At 74.6% G+C, this 24920-nt stretch carries 23 protein-coding genes and 2 pseudogenes; 15 read left to right on the plus strand and 10 right to left on the minus strand.

Going from position 1 to position 24920, the window contains the following annotated elements:
* Positions 1 to 201: 201 nt before the first annotated feature.
* Positions 202 to 1260 (minus strand): LPXTG cell wall anchor domain-containing protein, encoded by a 1059-nt coding sequence (locus tag ACZ47G_RS32240; protein WP_465748794.1) that lies wholly within the window; start codon positions 1258 to 1260, stop codon positions 202 to 204.
* A 471-nt stretch (positions 1261 to 1731) separates the two neighbouring features.
* Between ACZ47G_RS32240 and ACZ47G_RS32245 the strand changes: the two genes are divergently transcribed.
* The 3 genes from ACZ47G_RS32245 (at position 1732) to ACZ47G_RS32255 (ending at position 4640) form a co-directional block, all read left to right on the plus strand.
* On the plus strand, positions 1732 to 3045 hold the full coding sequence (locus ACZ47G_RS32245; protein WP_465748796.1) for a geranylgeranyl reductase family protein: 1314 nt from the start codon (positions 1732 to 1734) through the stop codon (positions 3043 to 3045).
* 203 nt (positions 3046 to 3248) lie between these two features.
* Positions 3249 to 3908 carry a TNT domain-containing protein gene (locus tag ACZ47G_RS32250; protein WP_465748798.1) on the plus strand — a complete coding sequence of 220 codons (660 nt, stop codon included), beginning with the start codon at positions 3249 to 3251 and terminating at the stop codon, positions 3906 to 3908.
* 99 nt (positions 3909 to 4007) lie between these two features.
* A complete protein-coding gene (locus tag ACZ47G_RS32255; protein ID WP_465748800.1) occupies positions 4008 to 4640 on the plus strand; it encodes a GNAT family N-acetyltransferase in 633 nt (210 codons plus the stop codon).
* 19 nt (positions 4641 to 4659) lie between these two features.
* Here ACZ47G_RS32255 and ACZ47G_RS32260 read toward each other — a convergent pair whose 3' ends face one another.
* Positions 4660 to 5049, minus strand: a complete 390-nt coding sequence (locus ACZ47G_RS32260) for a VOC family protein (RefSeq protein ID WP_465748802.1) — start codon at positions 5047 to 5049, stop codon at positions 4660 to 4662.
* On the minus strand, positions 5046 to 6101 hold the full coding sequence (locus tag ACZ47G_RS32265) for a hypothetical protein (protein ID WP_465748804.1): 1056 nt from the start codon (positions 6099 to 6101) through the stop codon (positions 5046 to 5048). The genes ACZ47G_RS32260 and ACZ47G_RS32265 overlap by 4 nt, the downstream gene beginning before the upstream one ends.
* A gap of 218 nt (positions 6102 to 6319) precedes the next feature.
* Between ACZ47G_RS32265 and ACZ47G_RS32270 the strand changes: the two genes are divergently transcribed.
* From ACZ47G_RS32270 to ACZ47G_RS32285, 4 genes are all read left to right on the plus strand, one after another.
* Complete coding sequence (locus ACZ47G_RS32270; RefSeq protein WP_380461550.1) at positions 6320 to 6763, plus strand: HAD family hydrolase; 444 nt, start codon at positions 6320 to 6322, stop codon at positions 6761 to 6763.
* A 67-nt stretch (positions 6764 to 6830) separates the two neighbouring features.
* Positions 6831 to 7292, plus strand: a complete 462-nt coding sequence (locus ACZ47G_RS32275) for a hypothetical protein (protein WP_465748806.1) — start codon at positions 6831 to 6833, stop codon at positions 7290 to 7292.
* A gap of 34 nt (positions 7293 to 7326) precedes the next feature.
* Positions 7327 to 7623 carry a PRC-barrel domain containing protein gene (locus ACZ47G_RS32280; RefSeq protein ID WP_465748807.1) on the plus strand — a complete coding sequence of 99 codons (297 nt, stop codon included), beginning with the start codon at positions 7327 to 7329 and terminating at the stop codon, positions 7621 to 7623.
* 3 nt (positions 7624 to 7626) lie between these two features.
* Complete coding sequence (locus ACZ47G_RS32285) at positions 7627 to 8211, plus strand: type 1 glutamine amidotransferase domain-containing protein (RefSeq protein ID WP_465748809.1); 585 nt, start codon at positions 7627 to 7629, stop codon at positions 8209 to 8211.
* Positions 8212 to 8355: 144 nt separating this feature from the next.
* Here the strand turns inward: ACZ47G_RS32285 and ACZ47G_RS32290 are convergent, their stop codons facing one another.
* The 4 genes and pseudogenes from ACZ47G_RS32290 to ACZ47G_RS32305 all read right to left on the minus strand — a co-directional run bounded on the left by ACZ47G_RS32290 (position 8356) and on the right by ACZ47G_RS32305 (position 11782).
* The gene (locus tag ACZ47G_RS32290; RefSeq protein WP_465748897.1) at positions 8356 to 9210 is read right to left on the minus strand and encodes an ATP-dependent DNA ligase; all 855 of its coding nucleotides are present in this window, start codon (positions 9208 to 9210) and stop codon (positions 8356 to 8358) included.
* Between the two features lie 96 nt (positions 9211 to 9306).
* Positions 9307 to 10176: pseudogene (ligD, locus tag ACZ47G_RS32295) on the minus strand (non-homologous end-joining DNA ligase); the annotation flags it as partial.
* Positions 10177 to 10452: 276 nt separating this feature from the next.
* Positions 10453 to 10872, minus strand: coding sequence for a VOC family protein (locus tag ACZ47G_RS32300; RefSeq protein ID WP_465748811.1), 420 nt, complete (start codon positions 10870 to 10872; stop codon positions 10453 to 10455).
* Between the two features lie 25 nt (positions 10873 to 10897).
* Positions 10898 to 11782: a helix-turn-helix domain-containing protein gene (locus tag ACZ47G_RS32305; protein ID WP_465748813.1), complete on the minus strand. Its 885-nt coding sequence runs from the start codon at positions 11780 to 11782 to the stop codon at positions 10898 to 10900.
* Positions 11783 to 11914: 132 nt separating this feature from the next.
* Here ACZ47G_RS32305 and ACZ47G_RS32310 point away from each other — a divergent pair, with 132 nt between their 5' ends.
* Positions 11915 to 12349 (plus strand): CBS domain-containing protein, encoded by a 435-nt coding sequence (locus ACZ47G_RS32310; RefSeq protein ID WP_380461555.1) that lies wholly within the window; start codon positions 11915 to 11917, stop codon positions 12347 to 12349.
* A 209-nt stretch (positions 12350 to 12558) separates the two neighbouring features.
* Here ACZ47G_RS32310 and ACZ47G_RS32315 read toward each other — a convergent pair whose 3' ends face one another.
* On the minus strand, positions 12559 to 13446 hold the full coding sequence (locus ACZ47G_RS32315) for a helix-turn-helix domain-containing protein (protein ID WP_465748815.1): 888 nt from the start codon (positions 13444 to 13446) through the stop codon (positions 12559 to 12561).
* A 142-nt stretch (positions 13447 to 13588) separates the two neighbouring features.
* Between ACZ47G_RS32315 and ACZ47G_RS32320 the strand changes: the two genes are divergently transcribed.
* Entirely contained in the window at positions 13589 to 14173 is a 585-nt protein-coding gene (locus ACZ47G_RS32320) for a pyridoxamine 5'-phosphate oxidase family protein (protein ID WP_465748817.1), read from the plus strand.
* A 247-nt stretch (positions 14174 to 14420) separates the two neighbouring features.
* On the opposite strand, the pseudogene ACZ47G_RS32325 reads toward ACZ47G_RS32320, so the two are convergent.
* A pseudogene (locus ACZ47G_RS32325) lies at positions 14421 to 14807 on the minus strand (transglycosylase family protein); the annotation flags it as partial.
* 477 nt (positions 14808 to 15284) lie between these two features.
* Between ACZ47G_RS32325 and ACZ47G_RS32330 the strand changes: the two are divergent.
* The 6 genes from ACZ47G_RS32330 (at position 15285) to ACZ47G_RS32355 (ending at position 22175) form a co-directional block, all read left to right on the plus strand.
* A complete protein-coding gene (locus ACZ47G_RS32330; RefSeq protein ID WP_465748819.1) occupies positions 15285 to 15830 on the plus strand; it encodes a universal stress protein in 546 nt (181 codons plus the stop codon).
* Positions 15831 to 15961: 131 nt separating this feature from the next.
* On the plus strand, positions 15962 to 17416 hold the full coding sequence (pdxR, locus tag ACZ47G_RS32335) for a MocR-like pyridoxine biosynthesis transcription factor PdxR (protein ID WP_465748821.1): 1455 nt from the start codon (positions 15962 to 15964) through the stop codon (positions 17414 to 17416).
* Between the two features lie 196 nt (positions 17417 to 17612).
* Positions 17613 to 18122: a hypothetical protein gene (locus tag ACZ47G_RS32340; RefSeq protein WP_465748823.1), complete on the plus strand. Its 510-nt coding sequence runs from the start codon at positions 17613 to 17615 to the stop codon at positions 18120 to 18122.
* A 554-nt stretch (positions 18123 to 18676) separates the two neighbouring features.
* Positions 18677 to 20083 carry a family 2B encapsulin nanocompartment shell protein gene (locus ACZ47G_RS32345; RefSeq protein WP_465748825.1) on the plus strand — a complete coding sequence of 469 codons (1407 nt, stop codon included), beginning with the start codon at positions 18677 to 18679 and terminating at the stop codon, positions 20081 to 20083.
* Between the two features lie 235 nt (positions 20084 to 20318).
* Positions 20319 to 21248, plus strand: coding sequence for a hypothetical protein (locus ACZ47G_RS32350; protein ID WP_465748827.1), 930 nt, complete (start codon positions 20319 to 20321; stop codon positions 21246 to 21248).
* A gap of 156 nt (positions 21249 to 21404) precedes the next feature.
* Positions 21405 to 22175 (plus strand): bestrophin-like domain, encoded by a 771-nt coding sequence (locus tag ACZ47G_RS32355; protein ID WP_465748829.1) that lies wholly within the window; start codon positions 21405 to 21407, stop codon positions 22173 to 22175.
* A 64-nt stretch (positions 22176 to 22239) separates the two neighbouring features.
* On the opposite strand, the gene ACZ47G_RS32360 is transcribed toward ACZ47G_RS32355, so the two are convergent.
* The gene (locus ACZ47G_RS32360) at positions 22240 to 24621 is read right to left on the minus strand and encodes a glycosyl hydrolase family 18 protein (protein WP_465748831.1); all 2382 of its coding nucleotides are present in this window, start codon (positions 24619 to 24621) and stop codon (positions 22240 to 22242) included.
* Positions 24622 to 24920: the final 299 nt, after the last annotated feature.

Consider the following 24920-nt stretch of genomic DNA (forward strand, 5'->3'; position numbering starts at 1 on the left):
GCGACCGGCCTGGGAGCGGGCTGGTCACGGCCCGGAGCCCCCGGCCCGCCGGTGGACGGCGGGCGGGGACTCCGTGACGGCCGCGGCTCAGACGCGGCCATGGCGGCCTCCGGGGGGCTCAGACCCCCGGAGGCGGCGTCGGGGTACCTCGGGAGGCGGGGTACCTCAGGAGGCAGGGCTACCCCGGGAGGTGGGGCTGCCTCAGGCGGAGGTGCGGCGACGGCGGGCGTAGACCACCGCGCCCGCGCCGGCGACCAGCAGGGCGGTGCCCGCGCCCGCGTACAGCAGGGTGCCGTCGCTACCGGTGGTGGCCAGCTTCTTGCCGTCCGAGGCGGCGCCCGGGATCGGGGTCGGGACGCTGACCTTGGCCGGGATGACCAGCGGCTGGTCCGGGGTGACCTTGGTGCCGGTCCCGGGGTGCACCGGGACGGTGGCGGTGGGCGGGGTGGTCGGGCCGGCGCTCGGCACGGTGCTGGGGGCGTCGGTCGGGACCTCGGCGGCCGGGGTGGTGGGCGCGGGGGTCTTCGCGGGCTCGGTGGCCGGGGCGGTCGGCGCCGGGGTCTTGGCCGGCTCGGTGGCCGGGGCGGTCGCGGGGGTGGTCGGCGGGGTGGTCGGGGGCACCACCGGCGGGGTGCTCGGCGTGGCCGAGTGGGAGGGCGCGGGGGTGTGCGACGGCGACGGGGTGTGGCTCGGCGACGGGGCGTGCGAGGGGGTGGTGCTCGGCACGGCGGTCGGGCTCGCCGACGGGGCCTTGGTCGGGCTCGCGGAGGGCTTGCCGGTCGGGGCCGGGGTCTGGCCGCCGCAGTCGACCTTGAAGACCTTGTGCTTGGGGTTGCTGACGTCCGGGTGCTCCGGCAGCTCGCCGTCGACCAGCGGGACGGCCTTCCAGAACAGCTTGTAGTGGCCGTCCGCCAGGTTGATGTCCTCGGTGCGGATGTGACCGTGGTCGTCGACCGGGAGGTCACCGAACACGACCGGCTCGGTCATGTCGCTGTTCATGTCGAAGATCGCCCAGAGCACGTCCTGGTTCGGGTCGAAGCCGAAGGAGTCCAGGTAGAAGGTGCAGACCTTGGGCTCGTTGCGCACGTCCTCCTGGCCGGTGGCGGCGTCGTGGATCTTCACGGTGCCGTTGTTGCCCGGGGCGCCCTTGCCGTTGCCGTTGCCGCCCGCGGCGGCGTGCGCGGCGGGGGCGAGCAGGAGCAGGGCGGCGGCGGTCGGGACGGCCACCAGGGAGCGTGCGGCGGTGGAGCGGATGCGCATGTGTGTTCCATCGGGTGCGGCAGGCCGGGACGAGCCTGTGGGGTGGGAGGGAGTCTCCGGTCGGCCGCTGGACCGGGGGCGGCCGCGTACGACGTGAGGGGCACAAAAGTTCCCCTAGTGGGAAACGTGACGCAAGGGAGGTTTGGCCGGAATGCCTCGTCGAGGGCGATTGGTCCGGCTAGTCCCTCGCAACGATCCGATCACCCGGTTGTGGGGAAATCGTGCGTCCCGCAGGTATCCGCGGCCGTCACGGGCGGCCGGCCCCAGCCCGGCGGCCGGAACGGCGGCCCCGCGGGTGGCCGGTATTGGCCGGTCCGCGGCACGGGTCCGCGTGTCGGGGCGGCGGGCGGAAGCCGGGGTTCTCTATCGTCCGTCTGGAACCGCCCAGCCCGCCGATTCCGTGGTGCGCGCGGCCGATCGCGCGAGCAGCCGGTCGAGCCGGCCGCCCATCCGACCCAGGGGGAGTGCTCGATGCCCGGCCCAGAGCAGCAGGTGCGACCGGAGCGGCAGCGGCCCGCCCGGACCGAGGACAGCGCCGACGTCATCGTGGTCGGCGCCGGACCGGCCGGCGCCACCGCCGCCTACCACCTCGCCCGCACCGGCCTGGACGTCCTGCTGTTGGAGAAGTCCGCCTTCCCGCGTGAGAAGGTCTGCGGCGACGGCCTCACCCCGCGCACCGTCAAACAGCTGGTCGACATGGGCATCGACGTCTCCGAGGAGGCCGGCTGGCTGCACAACAAGGGCCTGCGGCTGATCTCCGGGCACCGCTCGCTGGAGTTCGACTGGCCCGAGCTGTCCGCCTACCCCGGCCACGGACTCGTCCGCCGCCGCGCCGACTTCGACGAACTGCTCGCCCGCAAGGCCGCCGCGGCCGGCGCCAGGCTCGTCGAACGGGCCAACGTGGCGGGGCCGTTGACGGGCGAGCGGTCCGGCCGGATCACCGGTGTCAGCGCCAAACTGGGCGAGGCCCGCGAGCCCGTCGAGTACCGCGCCCCGATCGTGGTGGCCGCGGACGGCAACTCCACCCGGCTGTCCGTCGCGATGAAGCGCTACCGGCGCACCGACCGCGCGATGGGCGTGGCCTACCGCACCTACTTCACCACCCCGCGCCACCAGGACCGCTACCTGGAGGCCTGGCTCGACCTGCGCGACCCCACCGACCCCGCCCACCGCCTGCTGCCCGGCTACGCCTGGGTGTTCGGCATGGGCGACGGCACCGCCAACGTCGGCCTCGGCGTCCTCGACACGGCCGGGACCGACCTCGACTGGCGGGATCTGCTGCGTCGTTGGTGCGCCGACCTCCCGCCCGGCTACGAGTACCACCCCGAGGCCGTCACCGAGCCGATCCGCGGCTCCGCGCTCCCGATGGGCCTCAACCGCCAACCCCACTACGCCGACGGCCTGTTGCTGATCGGCGACGCGGGCGGCACGGTCAGCCCCGGCACCGGCGAGGGCATCGCCTACGCGATGGAGTCCGGCCGCTACGCCGCCGAGACCATCGTCCAGGCGCACGCCCGCCGCACCGACCGCGGTCGCGAACTCGCCCTGCGCGCCTACCCGCAGCGGCTGCGCTCCGCCTACGCGGGCTACTTCGCGCTCGGCCGGCTGGCCGCCGACCTGCTCGGCCGCCCCCGGCTGCTGGGCGCCGCCGGGGCCGCCGGGCTGGGCCACCCGGCGCTGCTGAAGGTGGCGTTCCGGCTGATGGTCAACCTGACCGAGCCCAACTCCAAGGACGCCCTGGATCGACTGCTCCACCTCGTGGGGAGGGTCGCCCCGGGGCGGTGAGCCCGGCCATCCTGCCGGGCGGGGGAGGCCGGTGTCCCGGGTTCGGCCGGAATCGGGGAGCATGACAAGCCGTCAGCTGAATCTATTGACGGACGATCAGTCGATCGGATTGCCTGGTGGCGAACCGGCCACGGAGGGTGAGCGAACGCCCCTCCGTGGCCGGTTCCCTGACAGCCCCGACCGCCCCGATCGACGGAGACACCGTGCGCCTTCGCCTTCGCCTGCTCGTCGCGCCCCTCGCGGCCACCGCCGCCCTGACCGCCGTGACCGTCCCCGCCGCGGCCGCCACCCAGGGCACCGCCACCCCGGCCGACCAGTGCTCGGCCGCCTACCGGCACGACGACGCGCGCCTGGGCCCCCAGGACCTCCCGAGCAGCGGCCCGGTCGGCCGCCAGCTCCTCGGCTACCAGCGCACCGGCGGCGCCGCCGACCAGGACTTCCTGGCCGACTACTACGACCCGGGCGCGAACGGCGGCAAGGGCGGCTGGAAGTACCCGCCGTCCGACGGCTACGTCACCCTGCCCGACGGCAGCCCGGTCGAGTTCGACCTCACCCTCTACCCCAACCAGAACATCGACCGCTACGGCAGCGAGTACGGCGCCTTCCTCGCCCCCGAGGGCCTGCCCTACGCCAACCGCGCGATACCCCCGCAGAGCCTCGACGGCACCCCGGCGGCCGGCTGCAACTACCACGACTACAAGGTGGTCAAGTCGTTCAAGGTGCACGCCGGGCCCATCGCCCCCTGGTTCAACCAGCCCGGCTGGGGCCTGCAGTACCAGCTCGACGCCACCCTCCTCCCCGGCGGCCCCACCAAGCTCAACGTGCTCTGGCTGGTGGAGAACGGCTACCTCTCCCGGATCTGACCGGACGGCCGTCCGGTGGCCGCCGCGCCACCGGACGGGCCCGCGGCCCACCCGGATATTCGCTGGCGGCGGCGGCGCGGCCGACGGTAGGAAGACGGGGTGACCACCAGCGACCCGGCGACCGACCGGCGCCTCTTCCAACCCGCCGTCCTCGACCTCGGCGACGCCCTGCTCCGCCCCTGGGGCCGCGCCCTCGACCTGCCCGGCGGCACCCTCGCCGCGCTCTCGGCGGCCGCCGCGGACCAGGAGATCGCCCGCTGGAACCCGCTGCGCGAGGCCACCGACCCGGCCGGCGCCGCCGCCTACCTCGACCGCGCCGAGGAGCAGTGGGCCGACGGCGGCACCGCCTGCTTCGCCGTCACCGACGCCGCCGACGGCCGGCTGTGCGGCAACGTCGCCCTGAGCTGGACCGACCGGGCCGAGGGCGTCGCCATGGTCGGCTACTGGCTGCTCGCCGCCGCCCGCGGCCGCGGCCTCGCCACCCGGGCCACCACCGCCGTCACCCGCTGGGGCGTCCACACCGCCGGCGTCCGCCGCATCGAGCTCTACCACGCCGTCGGCAACACCCCCTCCTGCCAGGTCGCCCTCCGGGCCGGCTTCCCGTACGAGGGCACCCTGCGCGACTCCTACCGCCACGCCGACGGCCCCTACCACGACGAACACCTGCACGCCCGCCTGGCCACCGACCCCGAGCCGGCCACCGGCGGCCCGACGGCGCCCGACGGAACGTGAGGAGCGCTCGGGCCGGCGACTACCGGTGGAACTGGGCGAGTTGGATGAGGTTGCCGCAGGTGTCGTCCAGCACCGCGATGGTGACCGGGCCCAGCGCCGTCGGCTCCTGGGTGAACCGCACCCCGAGCCGGTGCAGACGGTCGTACTCCGCGTGCACGTTGTCCACCGCGAACTGGGCGGCCGGGATGCCGTCCTCGACCAGGGCGGTCTTGTACGGGCCGACGGCGCGGTGGCTGTCGGGCTCCAGCAGCAGCTCGGTGCCGTCCGGCTGTTCGGGGGAGACCACGGTGAGCCAGCGGTACTCGCCGAGCGGGACCTCCTCCTTCTTCACGAAGCCCAGCACCTCGGTGTAGAAGCGCAGCGCCTTGTCCTGGTCGTCGACGAACACGGTGGTCAGGTTGATCCTCATGGGGAGCCCTCCGAAGTGCCCGGGTGGTGGCGGCGGTTGCCGAGCCGATCGTAGATCGCCCGTAGCCAGGGCTGCCGGACGGCGGGCAGCCGGGCGAGGCGGTGGCACAGCAGGTACCGGTCGGGCTCGAACAGCCGGTACGGGCGCAGCGGCAGCGGGTCGTCGCGCTCCTCGCCGGCGGGCAGCCTGGTGGTGAGCCGGGCGGGCGGGAAGGCCAGGTACGTCCACACCCCGGCGTCCAGCGGGACGGGCAGCGCGCCGAAGCCGGCGGGCGGCTGCCAGGCGGCGCCCGTCCACGGGTGGCGGGGGACGAGGGCGATGGCCGGGGCCCGGGTGGGGATGGGGGTGGGGGCGAGGCCGGGCCCGGCCAGGCCCAGGGCGCGGGCCGGGGGGCCCGCCGGGAGCAGCCGCTGGAGGGTGCGGCCGAAGGTCTCGGTGAGCAGGCCCGGCGGCACGGCCACCGGCTCTCCGCCGGAGGCCGCCAGCACCTCGGCCAGGGCCGTCCCGACGGTGGCGGTCCAGCGCGCGTTCCACCAGCCGGCCGGCTCGACCGGCGGCAGTGGGGGCACCGTCCAGCCGTCCCCGGCCGGGCGGGCCGGGCCCTCGACCGGCAGCCGGCGCACGGCCCGCGGGTGGAGCCACACCGCCTGCCAGCGGAAGCAGTCGTCGATCCGGGCGCCGACCGTGCGTCCGCACCCCGCGCAGGCCAGGTTCGAGCCCCCGGCCGCCGCGCAGCAGCCCTCGCACTCCTCGGGGATCAGCACGGTGGCGCGGGTGTCGCCCGGGGCCAGCAGCACCGCGCCGCCGGGCCCGCACCACAGGCCGTGGACCGGCGCGTACACCCCCCGCACGGCGGCCTCCGCCGCCGTGACCTCGGCCCAGGGCCGCCAGGGCGGTTCGGACGGCTCCGGGTCGACGGCGAAGGTGCCCGGGTCCAGCAGCGGCGGCAGGTACCGGTCGCCGCCCTCCCGGTGGGTGTGCGGCGGCAGCGCCACCTCCGTCACCGGCACGGACAGCTCCGTGCCGCACCCCGCGCACGCGAACACCGCCACGCGCTCTCCTCCCGTTCGCCCGTGAACACCGGGAGTCCCGCGAACACTGGCAGTCCCGTGAACACCGGGAGTATCGCGGCCCGGGCACCGCGCGCCAAGCGGTTTTCGCCCGGCGCGGGGCCGGTTCCCGGCAGGCTGCGCGCCGGGCCGGGGAGCGTCCTAACCTGGAAGGGCGCGCACGGTGCGTGGCCTGCGGCGGAGGCACGGGAGAGGTGGCCATGACGGTGATCTCGGCGGCCCTCATCGGTACCGACTGGCGGCCCCGGCTGCCCGGCGGCGCCGAGCTGCTGCGCGAGTGCGCCGCGCGGGGCTGGACGGTGGTGCTGACCGGCCCCGGGCCGGCCGGGGCGCCCGCCCTGACCGTGACCGCCCCCGGCGGCGATCCGGTGCGGGCCGCGCTGGCGCTGGTGGACGGCGCTCCCTCGCACGCCGTGGCGGTGGCCGGGAGCGTGCGCGAGGTGCGGGCGGCGCGGCGGGCCGGGGTGCCCTGCGTCGCCCTGGAGGCCGGCGGGGACGCCGGCCCCGAGCTGCGGGCGGCCGGCGCGGCCGAGGTGCACCGGGACGCCGCCGCCCTGCTGCGTGTCCTGGACGACAGCCTGCTCGCCCGTCCCCGGGCCTTCGGGCGCGTGGCCGCCGCAACAGGCGGTCCCCGGAACGGTTAACGCCGGCCCGTACCGGGCAACCGCCCGGGTGCGGAGCACGTCACCGGAAGTGTCGGAGGTGACCGAGATGGACGGACCCGCGTTGAGCGGATGGGAACGGCGGCTCCTCGAGGAGATCGAGTCCGATCTGCGCCAGGACGCGCGCCTCGACCGGAAGTTGAGCACGATGGGGGCGAAGCGGCCGAACCGGGTGCTGGCCGCGCTGCGCGGCGTCGGGCGCCGGATCTCGGCCGGGGTGCTGCTGACGGCGCTGGTGATGACGGCGATCTGCGCCGGCATCGCCGTGCGCACCCCGACGACGGCGGTGCTGGTCGCCCTCGGGGTGGTCTGGGTGGCCTCGGTGGCGGCGGCGGTGGCCGCCACGGCACTGCTGCGGCGGCGCCGGGGAGCGGGCCGGACCGACAGCGCCGACCCGTTCCGTTCGGACCGCCCGGACCGTCCGGAACGGAGGGAACGGCGCGAGCGCCGTGAGCGCGGTGATGGCCGGGAAGGACGTGAACGCCGGCCCTGGGACCGCCCGGAGGCGTGACGTGACGAGGGGACCGAACCACCGAGAGGTGCGCATGAGTACCGACCTGTGGGAGTACCGCCCGGGCTCCCACCCCGCCGCCGACCCCACCCTGGTCGGGTACGAGGTCCAGGCCACCGACGGCCCGCTCGGCCGGGTCGAACAGGAAGCCGGAGACCACCTGACGGTCGACGCCGGCCCCTGGGTGCCGGGCACCCGGGTGCTCGTCCCGGTCGGCCTGGTCGCCCGGATCGACCACCTGGACCGCGCCGTCCACCTCGACTGCCCGCGGGCCCGGCTCGCCGCCGTCCCGCCGCCGGCCGAGAACCTCACCGCCCACCGCCGACACTGAGACATGGGCTGGCCGTCCACCACCCTGACCGGCCGGACGATCGCCTTCCTGGTCGCCCCCTACGGCGCCGAACAGCAGGAACTGGCCTCGCCCTGGCAGGCGGTGGTCGAGTCCGGCGGCCTCCCCCGGCTGCTCTCCACCGCCCCGGGCCGGGTCCAGGCCGTCCGGGGCGGGGCGCTCGGGGACACCTTCGCGGTGGACGGCCTGGTGGCCGAGGCGGATCCGGTCGGCTACGACGGGCTGGTGCTGCCCGGCGGCGTCGCCAACCCGGACCGGCTGCGACTGGACCGGGCCGCGATCGACTTCGTGCACGCCTGCTGCGCCACCGGCCGCCCGGTGGCGGCGATCTGCCATGCGGCCTGGACGCTGATCGAGGCCGACGCCGTCCGCGGCCGGACCCTCACCTCCTGGCCCAGCCTGCGCACGGACCTGGTCAACGCGGGCGCCCACTGGGTGGACGAGGAGGTGCACGTCTGCCGGGACGGGCCCGGCCCACTGGTGACCAGCCGCAGGCCGGGCGACCTGCCGGTGTTCGAGGACACGTTCGTCACCGAGTTCGCCCACGCGGCGGCCGCGCGGCCCAAGTGAGCCGTCCGCGGGGGCCGTTGGGGCCTAGGGCCTGTCCGGCGGATCTTGCCGGGCGCACGACGCTGGGCAAGATCCGCCGGGCAGACCCTGGTGCGGAGTCGGCAGCCGGGAGGACCGCCGCCGGAGCCGGAGGCCCCGCGCGGGTCAGTCCCCGCGCAGCCGGACGAAGGTGGCGGTGGGCGGGCGGCCGGTGAGGGTGAGTTCGGCGCGCAGCGGGGCGGTGAGCGGGTGCACCGGGCCGTGGTCGGGGTCGGTGACGGGCGGGCCGAGCAGCGGGCCCGCCGCCCGGGCGACCTCGCGGGCCTGGACGGGGGTCAGCCGGGGGCTGGTCAGCATCACCCGGCCGTCGTCCAGCCGCAGCACCAGCGCGTGCGGCCGGGCCGCCGGGCCGGTGAGGGCGCTGACGGTGGCGTCCAGGGTGTCGGAGCGCCGGTACTTGACCCAGACGTGGCCCGCGCCGCGCGCGCGGTACGGGGCGGCCGCGGCCTTGCAGACCAGGCCCTCCACGCCGGTGTCGGCCAGCTGCGCCATCCACTCCAGGGCCTCCGCCCGGTCGGTGGTGGCCAGGACCGGCTGGATCGGCGGCGGGACGTCGGCCAGGGCGGCGAGCAGCAGCCGGCGCCGGTCGGTGAGCGGGAGGCGCCGGACGTCGCGGCCGGGCAGGGCGAGCAGGTCGAAGACGATCAGTCCGAGTGCGACGTCCGGGGCCGCGGCCCGGGCCCGGCGGGTGTGCAGCAGCTCCTCGAAGGCGAACCGCCCGCCCCGCCAGGCGACCAGCTCGGCGTCCAGCACCAGCCCCTCCGGCAGTCGGGCGACGGCGGCGGCGATCGGCGGGAACTCGGGGGCGAGGTCGCGGCCGCTGCGGGACTGCAGGAACGCCGGGCGGTCGCCGCGGGCGAAGGCGAGGCAGCGGAAGCCGTCCAGTTTCAGCTCGTACTGGACGCCGCCCCCGCCCAGCCCGTCGGCGGGCGGTACGGCGCCGACGGCGACGGGGCGCATCACCTCGACGGGCGGGTGCAGCACCTGCCGGGGCTGGGCGGCGGCCGGGGGTGCGGTGGGTGCGGGCGTCGAGGGCGGGCCGGTCGAGGGGGCGGCCGGCAGCGGCCGGGCCTGCTCCGGGTCCAGCAGCGGCGCGAACAGGTCGCCGTGCGCGGCCAGCCGTCCCGGCAGCTCGGCCAGGGTGAACACCAGCTCCGCCTCCCCGCGGGCCCGCTCCAGCTCGGCCCAGCTGAGCGGGGTGGAGACGGTCGGCAGCGGCCGGGCGCGCAGGGTGTACGGGGCGGCGGTGGTCTTCTTGGCGTTGTTCTGCGACCAGTCGACCAGCACCCGGCCGCGGCGCCGGGCCTTGGCCATGGTGTGCACCGCCAGCTCCGGGTGCTCCGCCTCCAGCGCGGCGGCCAGCGCCTTCGCGTACCCGGAGACCTCGGTGCTGGGGGTGGGCTCGATCGGCACCAGCAGGTGCAGGCCCTTGGAGCCGGAGGTCTTCACCCAGGCGGAGAGGCCGTCCGCGGCCAGCCGTTCGCGCAGCAGCAGCGCGACTTCCCGGCAGGTGAGCACGTCGGCGCCCTCGCCCGGGTCGAGGTCCAGGACCAGCCGGTCGGCCAGGCCGGGCGCGGCGGCGTGCCACTGCGGGACGTGCAGCTCCAGGCAGCCCAGGTTGGCCACCGCCAGCAGGGCCGCGCCGTTCTCCAGCACCACCTGGCGCAGCCGCTCGCCGCTGGTCGGCACGTCCACCGTGCGCACCCAGTCCGGGGTGCCGGGCGGCGGGTTCTTGGCGACGAACACCTCCGCCTCGACGCCGTCCGGGCAGCGCAGGAAGGACACCGGGCGGTCGCGCAGGTGGGGGAGCAGGGCGGTGTGCACGGCGGCGTAGTAGCGCAGCACCTCGCCCTTGGGGGTACCGATGCTCGGGTAGTACACCTTGTCGAGGTGGGACAGTGCGAGGGTGTGCCCGTCCACCGTCATCTGCGGCACGGTCGGTCTCCGAAGGCTCCTGTGGGTGGCCCCCGCAGCCAGTCTGCCCCGGCGCGGCCGATGCCGCCCGGGGCAGGCGGGCACCGCCCGGGGCAGGCGGTCACCGCACGGGGCCGACCAGGGCGTGGGCGTCCGCGAGCGGGTCCTCGATCCGCGCCCGGCCCGGCTACCCGTGGCTGACCCGCTCCTCGACCTCCGGCAGCGCCGGGCAGAGCGCCCGCAGCCGGTCCACCGGGACGGGCGTCATCCGGTCCACCGGGGCGGGCGTCACGAGGACGGGACGGGCCGGGGCGCGCCCGGGTAGGTGCCGAAGAACCAGTGGTTGCCCTCCGGGTCGGCGGCGGCGAAGTCTCGCGAGCCGTAATCCGTCTCGGTCAGCCCGGTGGTGATCCGGGCCCCGGCGGCGACGGCCCGGGCGTGCACGCCGTCCGGGTCGGCGGTGACGATGTAGGCGCTGAAGGTGCCCGGCTCGCCCTTCCAGTCGCCCGGGGCCGTCTCGCGCGCCGAGCCGAGCATCACGCCGCCGCCCTCCGGCCAGGCCAGCTCGGCGTGGGAGACGAAGTCGCCCTCCCCGTAACTGACCACCTCCAGGAAGCCGAAGGCGTCCGACAGGAAGCGGATCAGGGCCCGGGCGTCGTTCGCGCGCAGGGTGGGCCAGACCTGCGGGGCGGGGGTCTCGGTGTCCATGGTGGTCACTCCTCGGGTGGGGTGGTTACGCCTCCCACTCTGCGACCGCCCCGACCGCCCCGCCTTGGACGTTTCGGAACTTCCCCGCCTCCGGCCCCTCCGCCGCCAGCCAGGCGCTCGGCGCGGCCCCGGCCAGCGCGCGGAACTCCCGGGCCAGGTGCGCCTGGTCGAAGTAGCCGCAGTGGGCGGCCAGTTCCGCCAGCCGGGGCGGCGGCGAACCGGCCGCGAGCAGGTGCCGGGCCCGGTCGAAGCGGATCACCCGGGCGGCGGCCTTCGGGGTCAGTCCGGTTTCCCGGCGGAACCGGTCCTGAAGGTACCGGGCGCTCCAGCCGGTCTCCCGGGCCAGTTCGGCCACCGGCAGCGCTCCGCCGCTGCGCCGCAGTGCCCGCCACGCCCAGCCCACCTCCGGCGGCACCAGCCCGGACGGCCGGGCGGCCCGCAGCAGTGCCCCGTCCAGTACCGCGAACCGCTCCGCCCAGCCGTCGGCCGCCCGCAGCCGCTCCTGCAACTGCGCGCCGAGCCGCCCCAGCACGTCCTCCGCCGGGAGGTCGATACCGGCCAACTCCCCGGCGGGCAGCCCGAACAGCGCCCGGGCGGCGAGCGGGTGCACGGCGATCTGCACCCCGGACTGGGCGCCCTCGTGGGTGATCAGTGCCTGGGAGGTGTGCAGGCCGCCGAGCAGCGTCGGGTAGCTGCCGGGCGGCTGCGCCGGATCCGGGTGGCCGGCGATCACCAGCGGCTCGTCCAGGGTGAGGATGAAGGTCAGGTACGGGGAGGGCAGACCGCGGTGCACGGCCGGTGCCAGGCCGCGCTGGCGGTAGCCGGAGTACCAGGCCACGTACGGTCGCAGGGCCGTCGCGGGCCGGGCGCGGACGGCCTCGTCGACCGCCCCGGTGGCTTGCGTCGTCACGGGCCCAGTATCGGCGTCCGCGGTCGCGGGCGGGAGCGGGGTTGCCTATGGTGAGGGCACGGTCACTCCGCGATGCGCGCGGTGCGCCGCGGGGGAGGACCGTCGGGGGGTAACAGCGACGAAGGAGTCCCCGTGACCACTGCCCGAGACATCATGCACACCGGCGCCCAGTGCATCGGCGCCCACCAGACCCTGGACGAGGCCGCGCGGATGATGCGCGAGAAGAACGTGGGCGCGCTGCCGATCTGCGGCGACGACCAGAAGCTGCACGGCATCATCACCGACCGTGACATCGTGGTGCGCTGTCTCGCCGAGGGCAAGGACCCGGCCACCATGACGGCCATCGAACTGGCCGGCCACCTGCACTGCGTGCGGGCCGACGACAGCATGGACGCGGTGCTGAAGAAGATGGAGCAGCACCAGATCCGGCGCATCCCGGTGATCGACGGCGAGCGGCTGGTCGGCATGATCAGCGAGGCCGACCTGGCGATGGGCCACCGCGACGGCCACCGGCTGACGGACCAGCAGATCATCGAGTTCATGGACGGCGTCTACATGAAGCGGTGACCGCCGCGCGGGGCCGCACTGCGGCCCCGCTTCGGCGGCGGCCCCGCCCGTGCGCCCCGTGACCGGCCGGTCCCCCCGTACCGGCCGGGCCTTCCGAGGGTGGCGGACGGGGCCGCCGCGCGTCTTGTAAAAATGCGCACTTCCAGCACTTCCAGCGGTTCCAGCAGTTGCAGCAGGCGCGCGGCGCTGACCGGGCCGGGCCGGAGCGGTCAGCCGGCGTCGAGCACGGCGCTGGTGACCCGCCCGACGACCCGGTCGGTCGGCTCCGGCGCGGCGGTGGAGCGGCGGGAGGCCAGGAACTCGCGCGGCGAACAGCCCACCATGGCGCGGAAGGTGCGGTCCAGGTGGGACTGGTCGTAGTAGCCGCAGAGCGCGGCCAGGTCGGCGCGGGCGAAGCGGCCGTCCGGGGCGGTCAGCAGCCGGAGCGTGCGTTGCAGCCGCAGGATGCCGGCGGCCTGTTTGGGGGCCAGTCCCAGCTGTTCGCGGAACCGCAGCTCCAGCCGGCGGCGGCTCCAGCCGGTGCCCTCGACCAGCGTCCGCACCGGCACCCGCCCGTGCGAGCGCCGCAGTTGCTGCCAGGCCCAGGTGACGTCCGGCTCCCAGGCCGGGCCGTCGGCGAGCAGCGCGGTGAAGTAGCCGTCCAGCAGGGCGAACCGGGCCCGCCAGCTCGGGGCGTCGGCCAGCCGGGCGGCCAGTCGGCCCAGTCGGGGGCCCAGTACCTCACCGGCCTCGGTCCACTGGCCGCCGAGCTCCCCGGCCACCGGGCCGAACGCCCGGAACGCGCCCTGCGGGGTGAGCGAGACGGCCAACCCGTGCAGGGCGCCGGTGTGTTCGGCGATCGTCGCGGTGCGGCGCAGCCCGGCCGCGATCGAGCCGAGCGAGACGGCGGGGGCGGGTGACACGGCGTCGGTGAGCCGCATCCGGCCCTCGAAGGCGAGCGCCACCGTGACCACGTCGGTGGGCACCTCCAGGCGCCGGCGCGGGCGGCCCAGGAGCATCCGGTAGCCGTGGTAGTCGAGGACGTACCGGCGCAGCGGTGCGGCGGGCCGACCGAGCACGGTCACCGGCCCGGCGGTCGGGAGGGTGTCCTGGACCATCGCAACTCCCGTTCTCACAGCGGTCACCGGCGGTGTGCGGATCACCCGGCCGGATCATTCCAGGCCGGCCGGGCCGGTGCCCCGCGTCTCACCGTACGGAATCCTGGTTCTCACGTGTCGAGATGAGGGCAGACTGACGGACATGGGAAAGCAGTACGAAAGCATCGACGGCCGGCTGCGGCAGTTCATCGAACGCCAGCCCGTCTACTTCGTCGCGACGGCGCCGCTGGCCGCCGACGGACACGTCAACCTCTCGCCCAAGGGCCGCTCCGGCACCCTCACGATCATCGACGAACTCACCCTCGCCTACCTGGACTTCGGCGGCTCACAGGCCGAAACCATCGCCCATCTGCGGGAGAACGGCCGGATCACCCTGATGTGGTGCGCCTTCGACGGCCCGCCCACCGTCGTGCGGGTGCACGGCCACGGCGAACCGGTCTTCCGCGACGACCCGCGCTTCGCCGAACTGCTCGGCCGCTTCGAATCCGGCGCGGACGGCTCCGGGCTGCGGGCGATCGTGCTGGTCCGGGCCGAGCGGGTCTCCGACTCCTGCGGGTACGCGGTGCCGTTCATGGACTTCCGGGCCGACCGGGAGCTGCACGCCCAGTTCTTCGACCGCAAGGACGAGGAGGAGTTCGGCGACTACTGCGCGCGAAAGCCGCACGTCGGCACCAGCATCGACGGTCTGCCCGCCCTGCCGCTGCCGCTGCCGGCCCGGCCGGTCTGAAAGAGCCCGGGCGGCCGCTCCCTCGGTCGGGCTCGCGCTCGCGCTCGCTGAGGAGCATCAGCCGCTCCGGGGCCGGGTACGGCACGAACCCGGCCTTCGCGTACACCTCGTGGGTCGTCCAGGGTGAGGCAGCAGCCGCTTCAGCGGGTACGGCCGACGAAGTCGGCGCACGACGAAGCCGCCGCATCCCAGGGGAGGGGTGCGGCGGCTTGCGTGCGGGTGGGGCTAACCTGCGGGCTTACTTGCCCAGGCCGGCCTTGACGGAGCAGATCGGCCAGGCGCCGGGGCCCTGGGCGGCGAGGACCTTCTCGCCGATCGCGATCTGCTGGTCCTTGGTGGCCTGGTGGGCCTGGGGGGCGTAGGCGGTGCCGCCGAAGGCGGCCCAGGTGCTGGAGGTGAACTGGAGGCCGCCGTAGAAGCCGTTGCCGGAGTTGACGGCCCAGTTGCCGGTGGCCTCGCACTGGGCGACCTTGTCCCAGACGGTCGCCGGGGCGGCGGAGGCGCTGGTGGCCGTGACGAGGCCGGCCACCGGCAGGGCGGTGAGCGCCCCGGCCATCAGAGCCATCCGGACGCGGTTGCGGCGCTTCGGGGTGGCAGTGGTGGTGGCAGCGGCAGTCTCGTTACGGAAGGTCATGCGGTTCCTTTCGGAGGGGGTCTGCGAGCGTGCGGAACCAGGCCTTCGGGAGGCCGTCGGTTCGGGGTCGCGTCACTCGCGTGGTCCGGCACCGTTCCTGCTCGGGGGCGGTGAGGCCCGGCCGGAGCGGAATCGCTCGGTGCAACGAGTTCGAAGGTACGGGGGCGGTTGTGGCGGTTTCAAGGATTCGCAGGTTCAGGCACGTCAGAGGCTTGTTACCGCAGGTAGCGATCACGAAAATCAGGTGATTTCGACCGATTTTCACCTATTTCCAAGATCAAACCGCCCCCGGAAGTGGCCCCCGTCACCCCGGAGGCGCTGTGAGGCCGCGCACACCGTCGACAGCGCGTGACGGTCCACCCCGCCCCCCGTGCCGGAACCGCCGCCCCGCGCGCCCGCCCGGGTGGCCCGCGCCACAGCCCTCACCCGGAGTGCCCCCGCCATCCACTCCCGGTGGCGGGGCATAGCCTTCGGCCCATGAGCAATGAGAGCGATGCGGCGGACGCAGGGGCCGTCGACGACGCGGGCCGCCCGGCCGGCGAGGGGTACGGGGAGCACGAGACGGCCGCCGCCCCCAGCGGCTTCGAGCTGGGCACCGACGGACCCAAGGTGATCCTCGCGGGCCTGGACGGCTCCGACTCCTCCTGGCGCGCCACCGCCTACGCCGCCGGACTGGCCCGCCGGCAGGGCGCCGCCCTGGCCGTCGCCTACATCCAGCCGATACTCGGCGCCGCGACCGCTCTGGCCGGGGCCGCGGTGGAGGAGACCACCCAGGAGATCGCCGACGAACTCCTCGCCGCGCTGCGGGAGGCCGAGCAGCGGATGCGCGAGGTCTGGCGGGTCGACTGGCGCTTCCTCACCATGCGTGGCGACCCGTACACCGGCCTGGCCAAGCTCGCCGACGAACTGCGCGCCGACGCCGTGGTGGTCGGGGTGTCCGAACAGGCCGGGCACAAGGTGATCGGCTCGGTCGCGGTCCGGCTGGTCAAGGCGGGCCGCTGGCCGGTCACCGTCGTCCCCTGATCGCAGCCCCTGGCCGGCGTCCGTCCGGCGGATGACGGAGGTCCTGGCCACGGCCCGGTCCCGAGGCCGGACGGGCGCCGGGGCCGACCGCCCGCCGGGCGGCTCCGGCGCGGCCGGTAGGGTGCGTTTCCATGACGGAACCGCCGGGCGCGCACCCCACCGAGCCGGCCCACCTGACCGGCAACGACCTCCACCTGGACCTCCCCGCCACCGGCGGCCGCCGCTCCGCGCTGATGGCCGCCCTGCGCGAGGCGATCCGCAGCGGCCGACTGGCCCCCGGTACCCGGCTGCCGCCCTACCGGGTCCTCGCCACCGACCTCGGCCTGGCCCGCAACACCGCCGCCGAGGCCTACACCGAACTGGTCGCCGAGGGCTGGCTCACCGCCCGCCAGGGCTCCGGCACCACCGTCGCCGAACGCGCCGCGCCCGTACCCTCCCGACACGCCCGCCGCCCCGTGCGCCGGCCCGGGCCGGCGCACGACCTGCGCCAGGGCCAGCCCGACGCCTCCTCCTTCCCCCGCACCGCCTGGCTGGCCGCCGGCCGCCGGGCCCTCACCGCCGCACCCAACGAGGCCTTCGGGCCCGGCGACCCGCACGGCCGCCGCGAACTGCGCACCGTCCTCGCCGACTACCTCGCCCGCGCCCGCGGGGTGCGCACCGACCCCGACCGGATCGTGGTCTGCGCCGGCTTCGCCCACGCGCTGCGGCTGCTCTTCGACGGGGCCGCGCCCGTCCTGCCGTCCGACGAACAGGGGCCGCTGGCCGTGGAGGCGTACGGACTGGGCTTCCACCGCGGACTGCTGGGCGCCGCCGGGGTCACCACCGTGCCGCTGCCGATCGACGAACAGGGCGCCCGGGTCGGGAAGTTGGCCACCCGACCGGAGATCCGCACCGCCCTGCTCACCCCCGCCCACCAGTTCCCGACCGGCGGCCCGCTGCACGCCGGGCGCCGCGCCGCCGTCATCGACTGGGCGCGCGGGCACGGCGGGCTCGTCCTGGAGGACGACTACGACGGAGAGTTCCGCTACGACCGCCAGCCGGTCGGCGCCCTCCAGGGGCTCGACCCCGACCGGGTCCTCTACCTGGGCAGCACCAGCAAGAGCCTCAGCCCCGCGCTGCGCCTCGGCTGGATGGTCCTGCCGGACCACCTGGTGGACCGGGCGCTCGCCGCCAAGGGCGAACGCGAGGCCTGGGTCAGCGCGTTGGACCAGCTGACCCTCGCCGAGTTCATCGACTCCGGCGGCTACGACCGGCACCTGCGCCGGATGCGGCGCCGCTACCGGGACCGCCGGGACCAGCTGGTGGCCGCACTGGCCGCGCACGCCCCGCACATCGAGGTGTCCGGCATCGCGGCCGGCCTGCACGCCGTCCTACGGCTGGCCCCCGGCACCGAGCGGTCCGTCCTCAAGGCCGCCGCCTACCGGGGCCTGGCCGTCGAGGGGCTCGCCGACTACCGCCACCCGGCGGCCGATCTGGAGGCGGTGCCCGCCGTCGACGGCCTGGTGGTCGGCTACGCCACGCCGCCCGACCACGCCTACGCGGCGGCGCTCCAGGCGCTGTGCGACATCCTGCCGCCACCGTCCTGACCGGTCCGGAAGCGGGGGCGCCGGGGCCGGGGACAGGCTCTGGCGGGGGTGGGCGGCGAAGGATAGGCCACCGGAGGTTCCGCCGGGCCGGAACGCGTTCGGTCGGTCCCCGGCGTCCGCCCGCCGCTCGTGCGTCGGTACGGCTTCGGGCCGAGGGGGATGGCCTCGGCGGCGGCGCCCCCTACGCTCCATGGACATGCGCAGAACACATCTGAGCCGTGCCGCGCTCGCCGTGGGCCCGGCCGTCGCCGCCGGTCTGCTGTTGTCCGCGGCACCCGCCCAGGCGGACAGTCCGCTGCCGCTCACGGCCGTCTCCGACCGCCAGACGACCGCCCGGGGAGGTGAGTTCACGCTGACCCTGACGCTCACCAACCCGTACGACACCCCGATCCAGTTCGTCTACCAGAGCGTCCAGCAGACCTACGACACCAGTCTGCAGAAGGGGCTCAAGTTCACCGCCACGGCCTGCGGCCCCCAGACCAACGGCTGCAGCGACAACGTGCACGGCGGCATCGCCCGCTACGACGTCCCGCTCGCGCCCGGCGCCAGCAGTACCTTCACGGTCACCTACACCGTGGCCCCCGACTCGGCGTGCGGAGACGGCGTACGGATCGACTTCTACTCGTACCTCTACTACGAGTACCAGGGCGGCCTGGCCAACAACTCCGGCATCCTCGGCATCCCCGGCACCCAGGTCACCTGCTGATCCGACCTCTCCCCTTCCCTCCCCTCCTCTCCTCCTCTCCCTGGCGCGGCCCGTGCGGCCGCCCCCCTCGCACCCGTCAGGTGCCGGCCACCCCCGTACCGGCACCTGACGGGCCTTTCGCGTTCTCCGGCAGCTTCTCCGGCAGCTTCTCCGACAGCTTCTTCCGGCCGCCGAGTCGGAGCGGGCCGGGGCCGGAGCGGGCCGGCCCGGTGTGCCGGGTTGACGGCCGGGGGTGGTGCGGCGGAGGTGGGAGAGAGGCCGGGGGAGCCGGGGTGCGGGCGCGAACGGGTGTTCCGGTGACGGCTGGGGCGCGGGGGCGGATCGCGCGAGATTCACCCTATCGGGGGGTAGTCGGCCGCCGTACGGGCTCGGTCGGGTTCTGGTGATCTAGGGTTCCGGATGGGCCGCCGGGCGATGGCGGTCCCGCTCCCGAAACTCGCCAACTTCCCCACCAGTAAGCGGATCTGATGATCCGTTGCGGACGCGTGCGCCCAGGTCGGAGCGGTACGGCCCTGGTCGCGTGGTCCGACCCACACGAATGGAGACCCCTGCCGATGCCCGTGGACACGAGCCCGGAGACACAGCAGGACCGGCAGCAGAGCCTTGCGACGGCAGCTGCCCGCAACCTTGCCACCACCACCAAGTCCGCCCCGCAGATGCAGGAGATCACCTCTCGCTGGCTGCTCAAGGTGCTCCCGTGGGTCGAGGCCCACGGTGGCGCGTACCGGGTGAACCGACGGCTCACCTACACCGTCGGCAACGGCGTGGTGGAGTTCATCAAGACCGGCTCCCAGGTCCGCGTGATCCCGCAGGAGCTGGGCGAACTCGCCCTGCTGCGCGGCTACGAGGACGAGGAGGTGCTCACCGCCCTCGCCGACCGCTGCCAGCAGCGCGACTTCGGCCCCGGTGAGGTGCTCACCACCATGGGCGAGGCCGCCGACCGGATCTTCCTGATCGCCCACGGCAAGATCAACAAGATCGGCACCGGCAAGTACGGCGACGAGACCGTGGTGGGCGTGGCCGGTGACGGCGACCGCTTCGGCGACGACTCGCTGCTGAACCCGGACGCCGTCTGGGACTACACCGCGAAGACCGCCACCTCCGGTGTCGCCCTCACCCTGAGCCGGGACGACTTCGCCCGCATCCGGGACAACGCGCCCTCCCTCCAGGAGCACCTGGAGTCGTTCCTGTCCCTGCCGCTGCAGGCCCAGAACGAGCGCGGCGAGGCCGAGATCGCGATGTCGGCCGGCCACCACGGCGAGTACGAACTCCCCGGCGCCTTCGTGGACTACGAGCTCAAGCCGCGCGAGTACGAGCTGAGCGTCGCGCAGACCATCCTCAAGGTCCACACCCGGGTCGCGGACCTGTACAACCAGCCGATGAACCAGATCGAGCACCAGCTCCGGCTGACCATCGAGGCCCTGCGCGAGCGCCAGGAGCACGAGATGATCAACAACCCGGAGTTCGGCCTGCTCAACAACGCCGACTTCGACCAGCGCATCCAGACCCACTCCGGCCCGCCCACCCCGGACGACCTGGACGAGCTGCTCAACCGCCGCCGCGACCCCGACTACCTGCTGGCCCACCCCAAGGCCATCGCCGCGATCGGCCGGGAGTTCAACGCCCGGGGCATCTACCCGCACCACGTCGACCTCGGCGGGCAGCAGGTGCCGGCCTGGCGCGGGGTGCCGATCCTGCCGTGCAGCAAGATCCCGATCACCAAGGAGAACACCAGCTCGATCCTGGTGATCCGTACCGGTGAGGACAACCAGGGCGTCATCGGCCTGCACCAGACCGGCCTGCCGGACGAGTACCAGCCCTCGCTGTCGGTCCGCTTCATGGGGATCGACGAGAAGGCGATCATCTCGTACCTGGTCAGCGCCTACTACTCCTGCGCGATCCTGGTGCCGGACGCGGTCGGCGTGCTGGAGAACGTCGAGATCGCGCACCGCCGCCACTGAGCACCCGGAATCCGGAACAGCGAGCGCGGGCCGTAACCGGTCGGCGCGAAGATCGTTTCACCCGATGACGGACGGCCCGCCCCCGCAGGCGGGCCGTCCGCCTGATCGCGTCTGAATGCACTTGGTCGTGCCCGATCGGTTCTGACCGGTCCAGGCCGTTGCCGCCCGTTCCCGTCGGCTGATCAGACCGAGTCCTTCCGTCCTCCCCAGATGACCCGAGAGGTGTGTGGAACCCATGGCGCAGCGCCGGCAGTTCCGACGGATACCGCGGCACGGCGGCGGGGCCGCGGGCCCCGGGCGACGGATGCGGCTGATCGGTGCGGCGGTCGGCGCGGTGGCGATGTGCGCGCTGGTCGGCGGGGCCAGCGCCTCGGGGGCCGAACACCCCGGCGGGCACCCGAACGGTCCGGCCGTGGACACCTGCGTGTGCACCGAAACGGACCTGTCGACGTCGGTCGGCCCGGGCGGCAGCGTGGACGTCGGGGTGGACGTGGACGTCCAGGTCGATGTCAGCGTCGCCCCGGACGTCGGCCGGCACCACGGGCCGCGCCCGCCGCACGACCACGACGGGGACGGTGACCACGACGGGAACGGTGACCACGACGGGGGCTGGTGGCACCACCACCATCACCACCATCCGCACCCGTGCCCGAGCCCCACTCCGACGCCCACCCCCACTCCGACGCACACGCCGACACCGACGCCTACGCACACCCCCAGCCCCACACCGACGCCGACCCACACGCCGACACCGACGCCGTCCCCGACGGTGGCACCCCCCAGCCCGACCCCGGTGCCCACTCCGCCGCCGTCGTCCCCGGCGGTGCCCGCCGTGCCCGCGGCCCCGGCGCCCGCCGCACCCGCCCCGCAGGCGCCGCCGCCCGCCGTGGTGCCGGTCCCGGCGGTGCCCGACCCGGCGGCCCCCGCCGTGGTGGCGCCCAGCCCCGTGCTGCCGAGCCCGGACCGACCCAGTCCGCTGTGGCCGACCCCGTCGGCGCACCCGGTGTTCAAGGTGTGGCCCTCCAGGCCGATGCCCGTCGCGCAGCACCATCACGGTGCCTCGACGACCACCACGATGCTGCTGATCACCGTCCCCGCGGTCCTGGCGGCGGCGGCGCTGCGCCCGGGTGGCCGTGGCCGGGGCCGCGGTCGCTCCGGGTCCTGACGGCCCCGGCGTCCCTCATTTCCCCGGAGCCCGACGGCTTCCGGTCCGCCCGGAGGAGCTCCGGGCCCCGCCGGGCGGTTTCCCGGGCTCGACCGGCCGGTCGGGCCCCGGACTTCCCCGTTCACGTCACAAGCCAAGCCAGAGAAGGGAGTTCCCATGTCCGAGTGGGTGGCGCTGATCATCGCCTTGGCAGCGGCCTGTGCCGTTGTCTTGGCGGTGGTGGTGCTGAGGCGCCGTCAGCAGGGTGTCGTCGAGAACGCCGACGAGACGCCCGACGTCATCGAGTACATCACGATGATGATCGGCGTGGTCTACGCGATCGTCCTCGGTCTCGCCATCGCGGGAGTCTGGGAGGCGCGCGGCGCCGCCCAGGACGACGTGTTCCGCGAGGCGCAGTCGCTGCGGGAGGTGAGCGACCGGGCGGTGGTCTACCCGGTCGAGTTCCGTGACCAGGTCCGGGCCGACGTCGACGCCTACGTCACGTACGTGGTGACCGTCGAGTGGGACTACATGGGCAAGAAGGGCGAGATCACCGACAAGGGCACCCAGTTGCTGGACAAGCTCCAGAACGAGGTGGTCAGCCGGCCGCCGGCCTCCGACCTGGAGTCCCAGGCCTACCAGCCGATGACGGACCGGATCAGCCAGGCCTTGGACGCCCGCAACCAGCGCGGCCAGAACGCCGGGCCGACCATGCCGGGCGTGGTCTGGTTCGGGCTGATCGGCGGGGCTGTGGTGACCGTCGGGATGCTGTTCGCGCTCCAGATCAGGCGCACGCCAAGGGAGTTGATCCTGGCGGCGTGCTTCAGCGTGCTGATCGCCTTCCTGCTGTTCATGATCTGGGACTTCGACGATCCGTTCGCCCGGAGCGTCTCGGTCACCACCCAGCCGTTCACGGACCTGTTCCCCTCGCTCAACCTCACGAGCTGAGCGGCCCGGGAGCGTGCGCCGGTGGTCCCGAGCGGGGCCGCCGGCGCACGCCTGTGAGGCAACGTCAGCGCAGGCTGCTGTCCATCGAGTTGAGCATGGTGCCGGAGGCGTCGTCGTTCTCCAGGGAGAAGGCGAACAGGCCGCCCAGGCCCTTGCCCTTGGCGTAGGCCCCGCGCGCCTGGACGGCCTGCGGGGTGTCGCCGGTCCAGAAGTCGGTGCCGTCGTAGACCCAGCTGCTCTCCGTCACCGGATCCCAATGGGTCTGCGCGGCCGTCGGGTTGAGCTCCTTCCAGGCGGCCAGTCCGGCCTCCTGGCTGAGCGGCTTGGCGGCCGTCGGTCCGGTCGCGCTCTGGTACAGGCCGTAGCCGGAGCCGGCCGGGACGCCCGTCCAGCCGCGCCAGTAGAACGGGATGCCGAGCACGATCTTGTTCGCCGGGAAGCCGCCGGGGATGCCGTACTCGGGCAGGCCGGTGGTGTACGCGGTGAGCGTGGTGTCCACGTTGTACTTGCGGGTGCCGGGGGTGATCGGCGTGGTCGGGTCGGCCGGGCTGTCGTGCAGCGGGTCCTGGTGGTTGGTCGGGCCCTTGGCGTCCCAGGAGCCGTGCATGTCGTAGGACATCACGTCGGCGTAGTCCAGGTAGGCGCCGATCTTGTCGGTCTCCAGCTGGGCGATCTTGTCCTGGCCGCTGGGGAGCGCGGCGCTCAGCAGGTACCGCTTGCCCTGGGCGGCACCGAGGGCGTCCAGCTGGGTGCGGAACTCCTTGAGCAGCAGGGTGTAGTTCTGCTTGTCGGCGGGGGAGTAGTGGTTGCCGGTGTGGCCCCCGGCCGAGCCCGGGTACTCCCAGTCGATGTCGACGCCGTCGAAGATGCCGGCCGCCGAGGCCTGTCCGCCGGAGGCGTCACCGGCGACGCCGGTCGGCAGGTTCCCCTTGAGGAACATGTCGAGGCAGGAGGAGACGAAGGTCTTCCGGGAGGCGTCGGTGGCGGCCGCGTCGGAGAAGTACTTGGAGTACGTCCAGCCGCCGATCGAGATGGTGAAGCGCAGGTTCGGGTACTTGGCCTTGAGCTGGCGCAGCTGGTTGAAGTTTCCCTTGAGCGGCTGCTCCCAGGTGTCGCTGCCGCCGTCCACGCTGGTGCCGGAGTTGTAGTCGGACTGGTAGTCGGCGTAGGCGTCGCCCGCGCCGTCACCGGCGTTGGGGTCGGAGTCGTTGGCCGAGTCGGAGGCCTTCACCGCCTGGAAGCAGGTGAACTTGCTGGGGTCGATGTTGGCGAAGGCGTAGTGGATGACGTCCAGCTTGTTCGCGGCGCCGCTGGTGTCGACGTTCTTCGGGTAGTACGCGTTCTCGTAGATGCCCCACTGGTCGAAGTAGGCCGAGCGGACGGGTTGTTGGGCGGGCGCGGCGGCGGTCGTGGTGCTCACCGGGGCGGACTGGGCGGAGGCGTGGCCGCCCGAGTAGCCCTGGACGCTGAAGGTGTAGCCCCGGCCGGGCAGCAGGGAGCTGACGGCCACCGAGGTGCCCATCGAGGTGGCGACCAACTGGCCGTTGGACCACACCTTGTAGGAGACCGGGCCGTCGCCGGTGCTCAGGGTCGAGGGCTGCCAGGTGAGCACGACGGCGCCGGAGGTGACCCTGCTGATCGTGACGCCGGTCGGGGTGGTGACCTTGCCGTCCCCGGCCGGGCCGCTCGCGGTGGCGGTCGCGGTGGGGGAGCCGGTGGGACTTCCGGTCGGGCTGCCGCTGGGCGAGCCGGTGGGTGAACCGGTCGGCGAGCCGGTGGCGGTCGGGCTGCCGCTGGGCGAGCCGGTGGGGGAGCCGGTGGCCGTCGGGCTGGCGGAGGCCGTGGGGCTCCCGCTCGCGGTCGGGCTGGTCGAGGAGGTCGGCCCGCCCGGGCCGGTCAGGGTGAGGTCGTCCGCGTAGTAGCCGCCGGTGCCGTACCAGCCGTGGGTGAAGACGGTGACGGAGGTGGTGGTGGCGCCGGTGGTGAAGGTGCTGCTCAGTTGGTTCCAGCCGGTGCCGCCGGGCGTCCAGCTGGAGGCGTTGACGCCGGCCCCGGTGGCGCCGAGGTAGACGTAGCTGCCCTGCACCCAGCCGGCCAGGGTGTACGAGGTGTTGGGCTGGACGGCGACGGTCTGCTGGCACTGCGCGGTGTCGGAGCCGGAGGCGGCCCCACTGAGCGCGTAACTCCCGCCGTGCACCGGGGTGGTGACGACCGAGCCGTTGGAGCAGCTCCAGCCGGCCAGGGTGCCGGTCTCGAAGTCTCCGTTGGCCAGCAGGTTGACCGGGGTGGCGGCGGCGGAGCCGTAGGTGAGGGCGAGGGCGGCGCCGCTGGTGGTGAGCGTGGCGGCCAGGGCCAGGGCGGTGGCCCGTCTGCGCTGGGCGGCCCGGCGGGCGGCACGCCCCTGGGCGGGCGGCTCGGGCCGTGCGGGCAGGACGCGGTCGTACATGCGGGGGTCCTCCGGATGTGTGGGGGTTCCGGCGGTGCGTGGCCCGGGACGGGCCGTGGGGAGCCGGCCCGGGCGCGGTGGGGGCGCACGGGCGGGTGGCGCGGGCTGGACCGGTGACGCGGGTTGGACCGGTGACGCGGGTCGGGCGGGTGCTCAAGGCGTGCGGTGCGTGGCCGTGGCGGAGCCCGTGGTCCGGACGCGTCACGACAGAACAGATTGGACTGGACCAATATTCGCCGTCAAGGGTGTCCACCCGCTGGACGGCCCCGGGCCGGGAAGGGCGGTGCAACGGTAGGTTG

The sequence above is a fragment of the Kitasatospora sp. NPDC030952 genome (genome assembly GCF_055571335.1).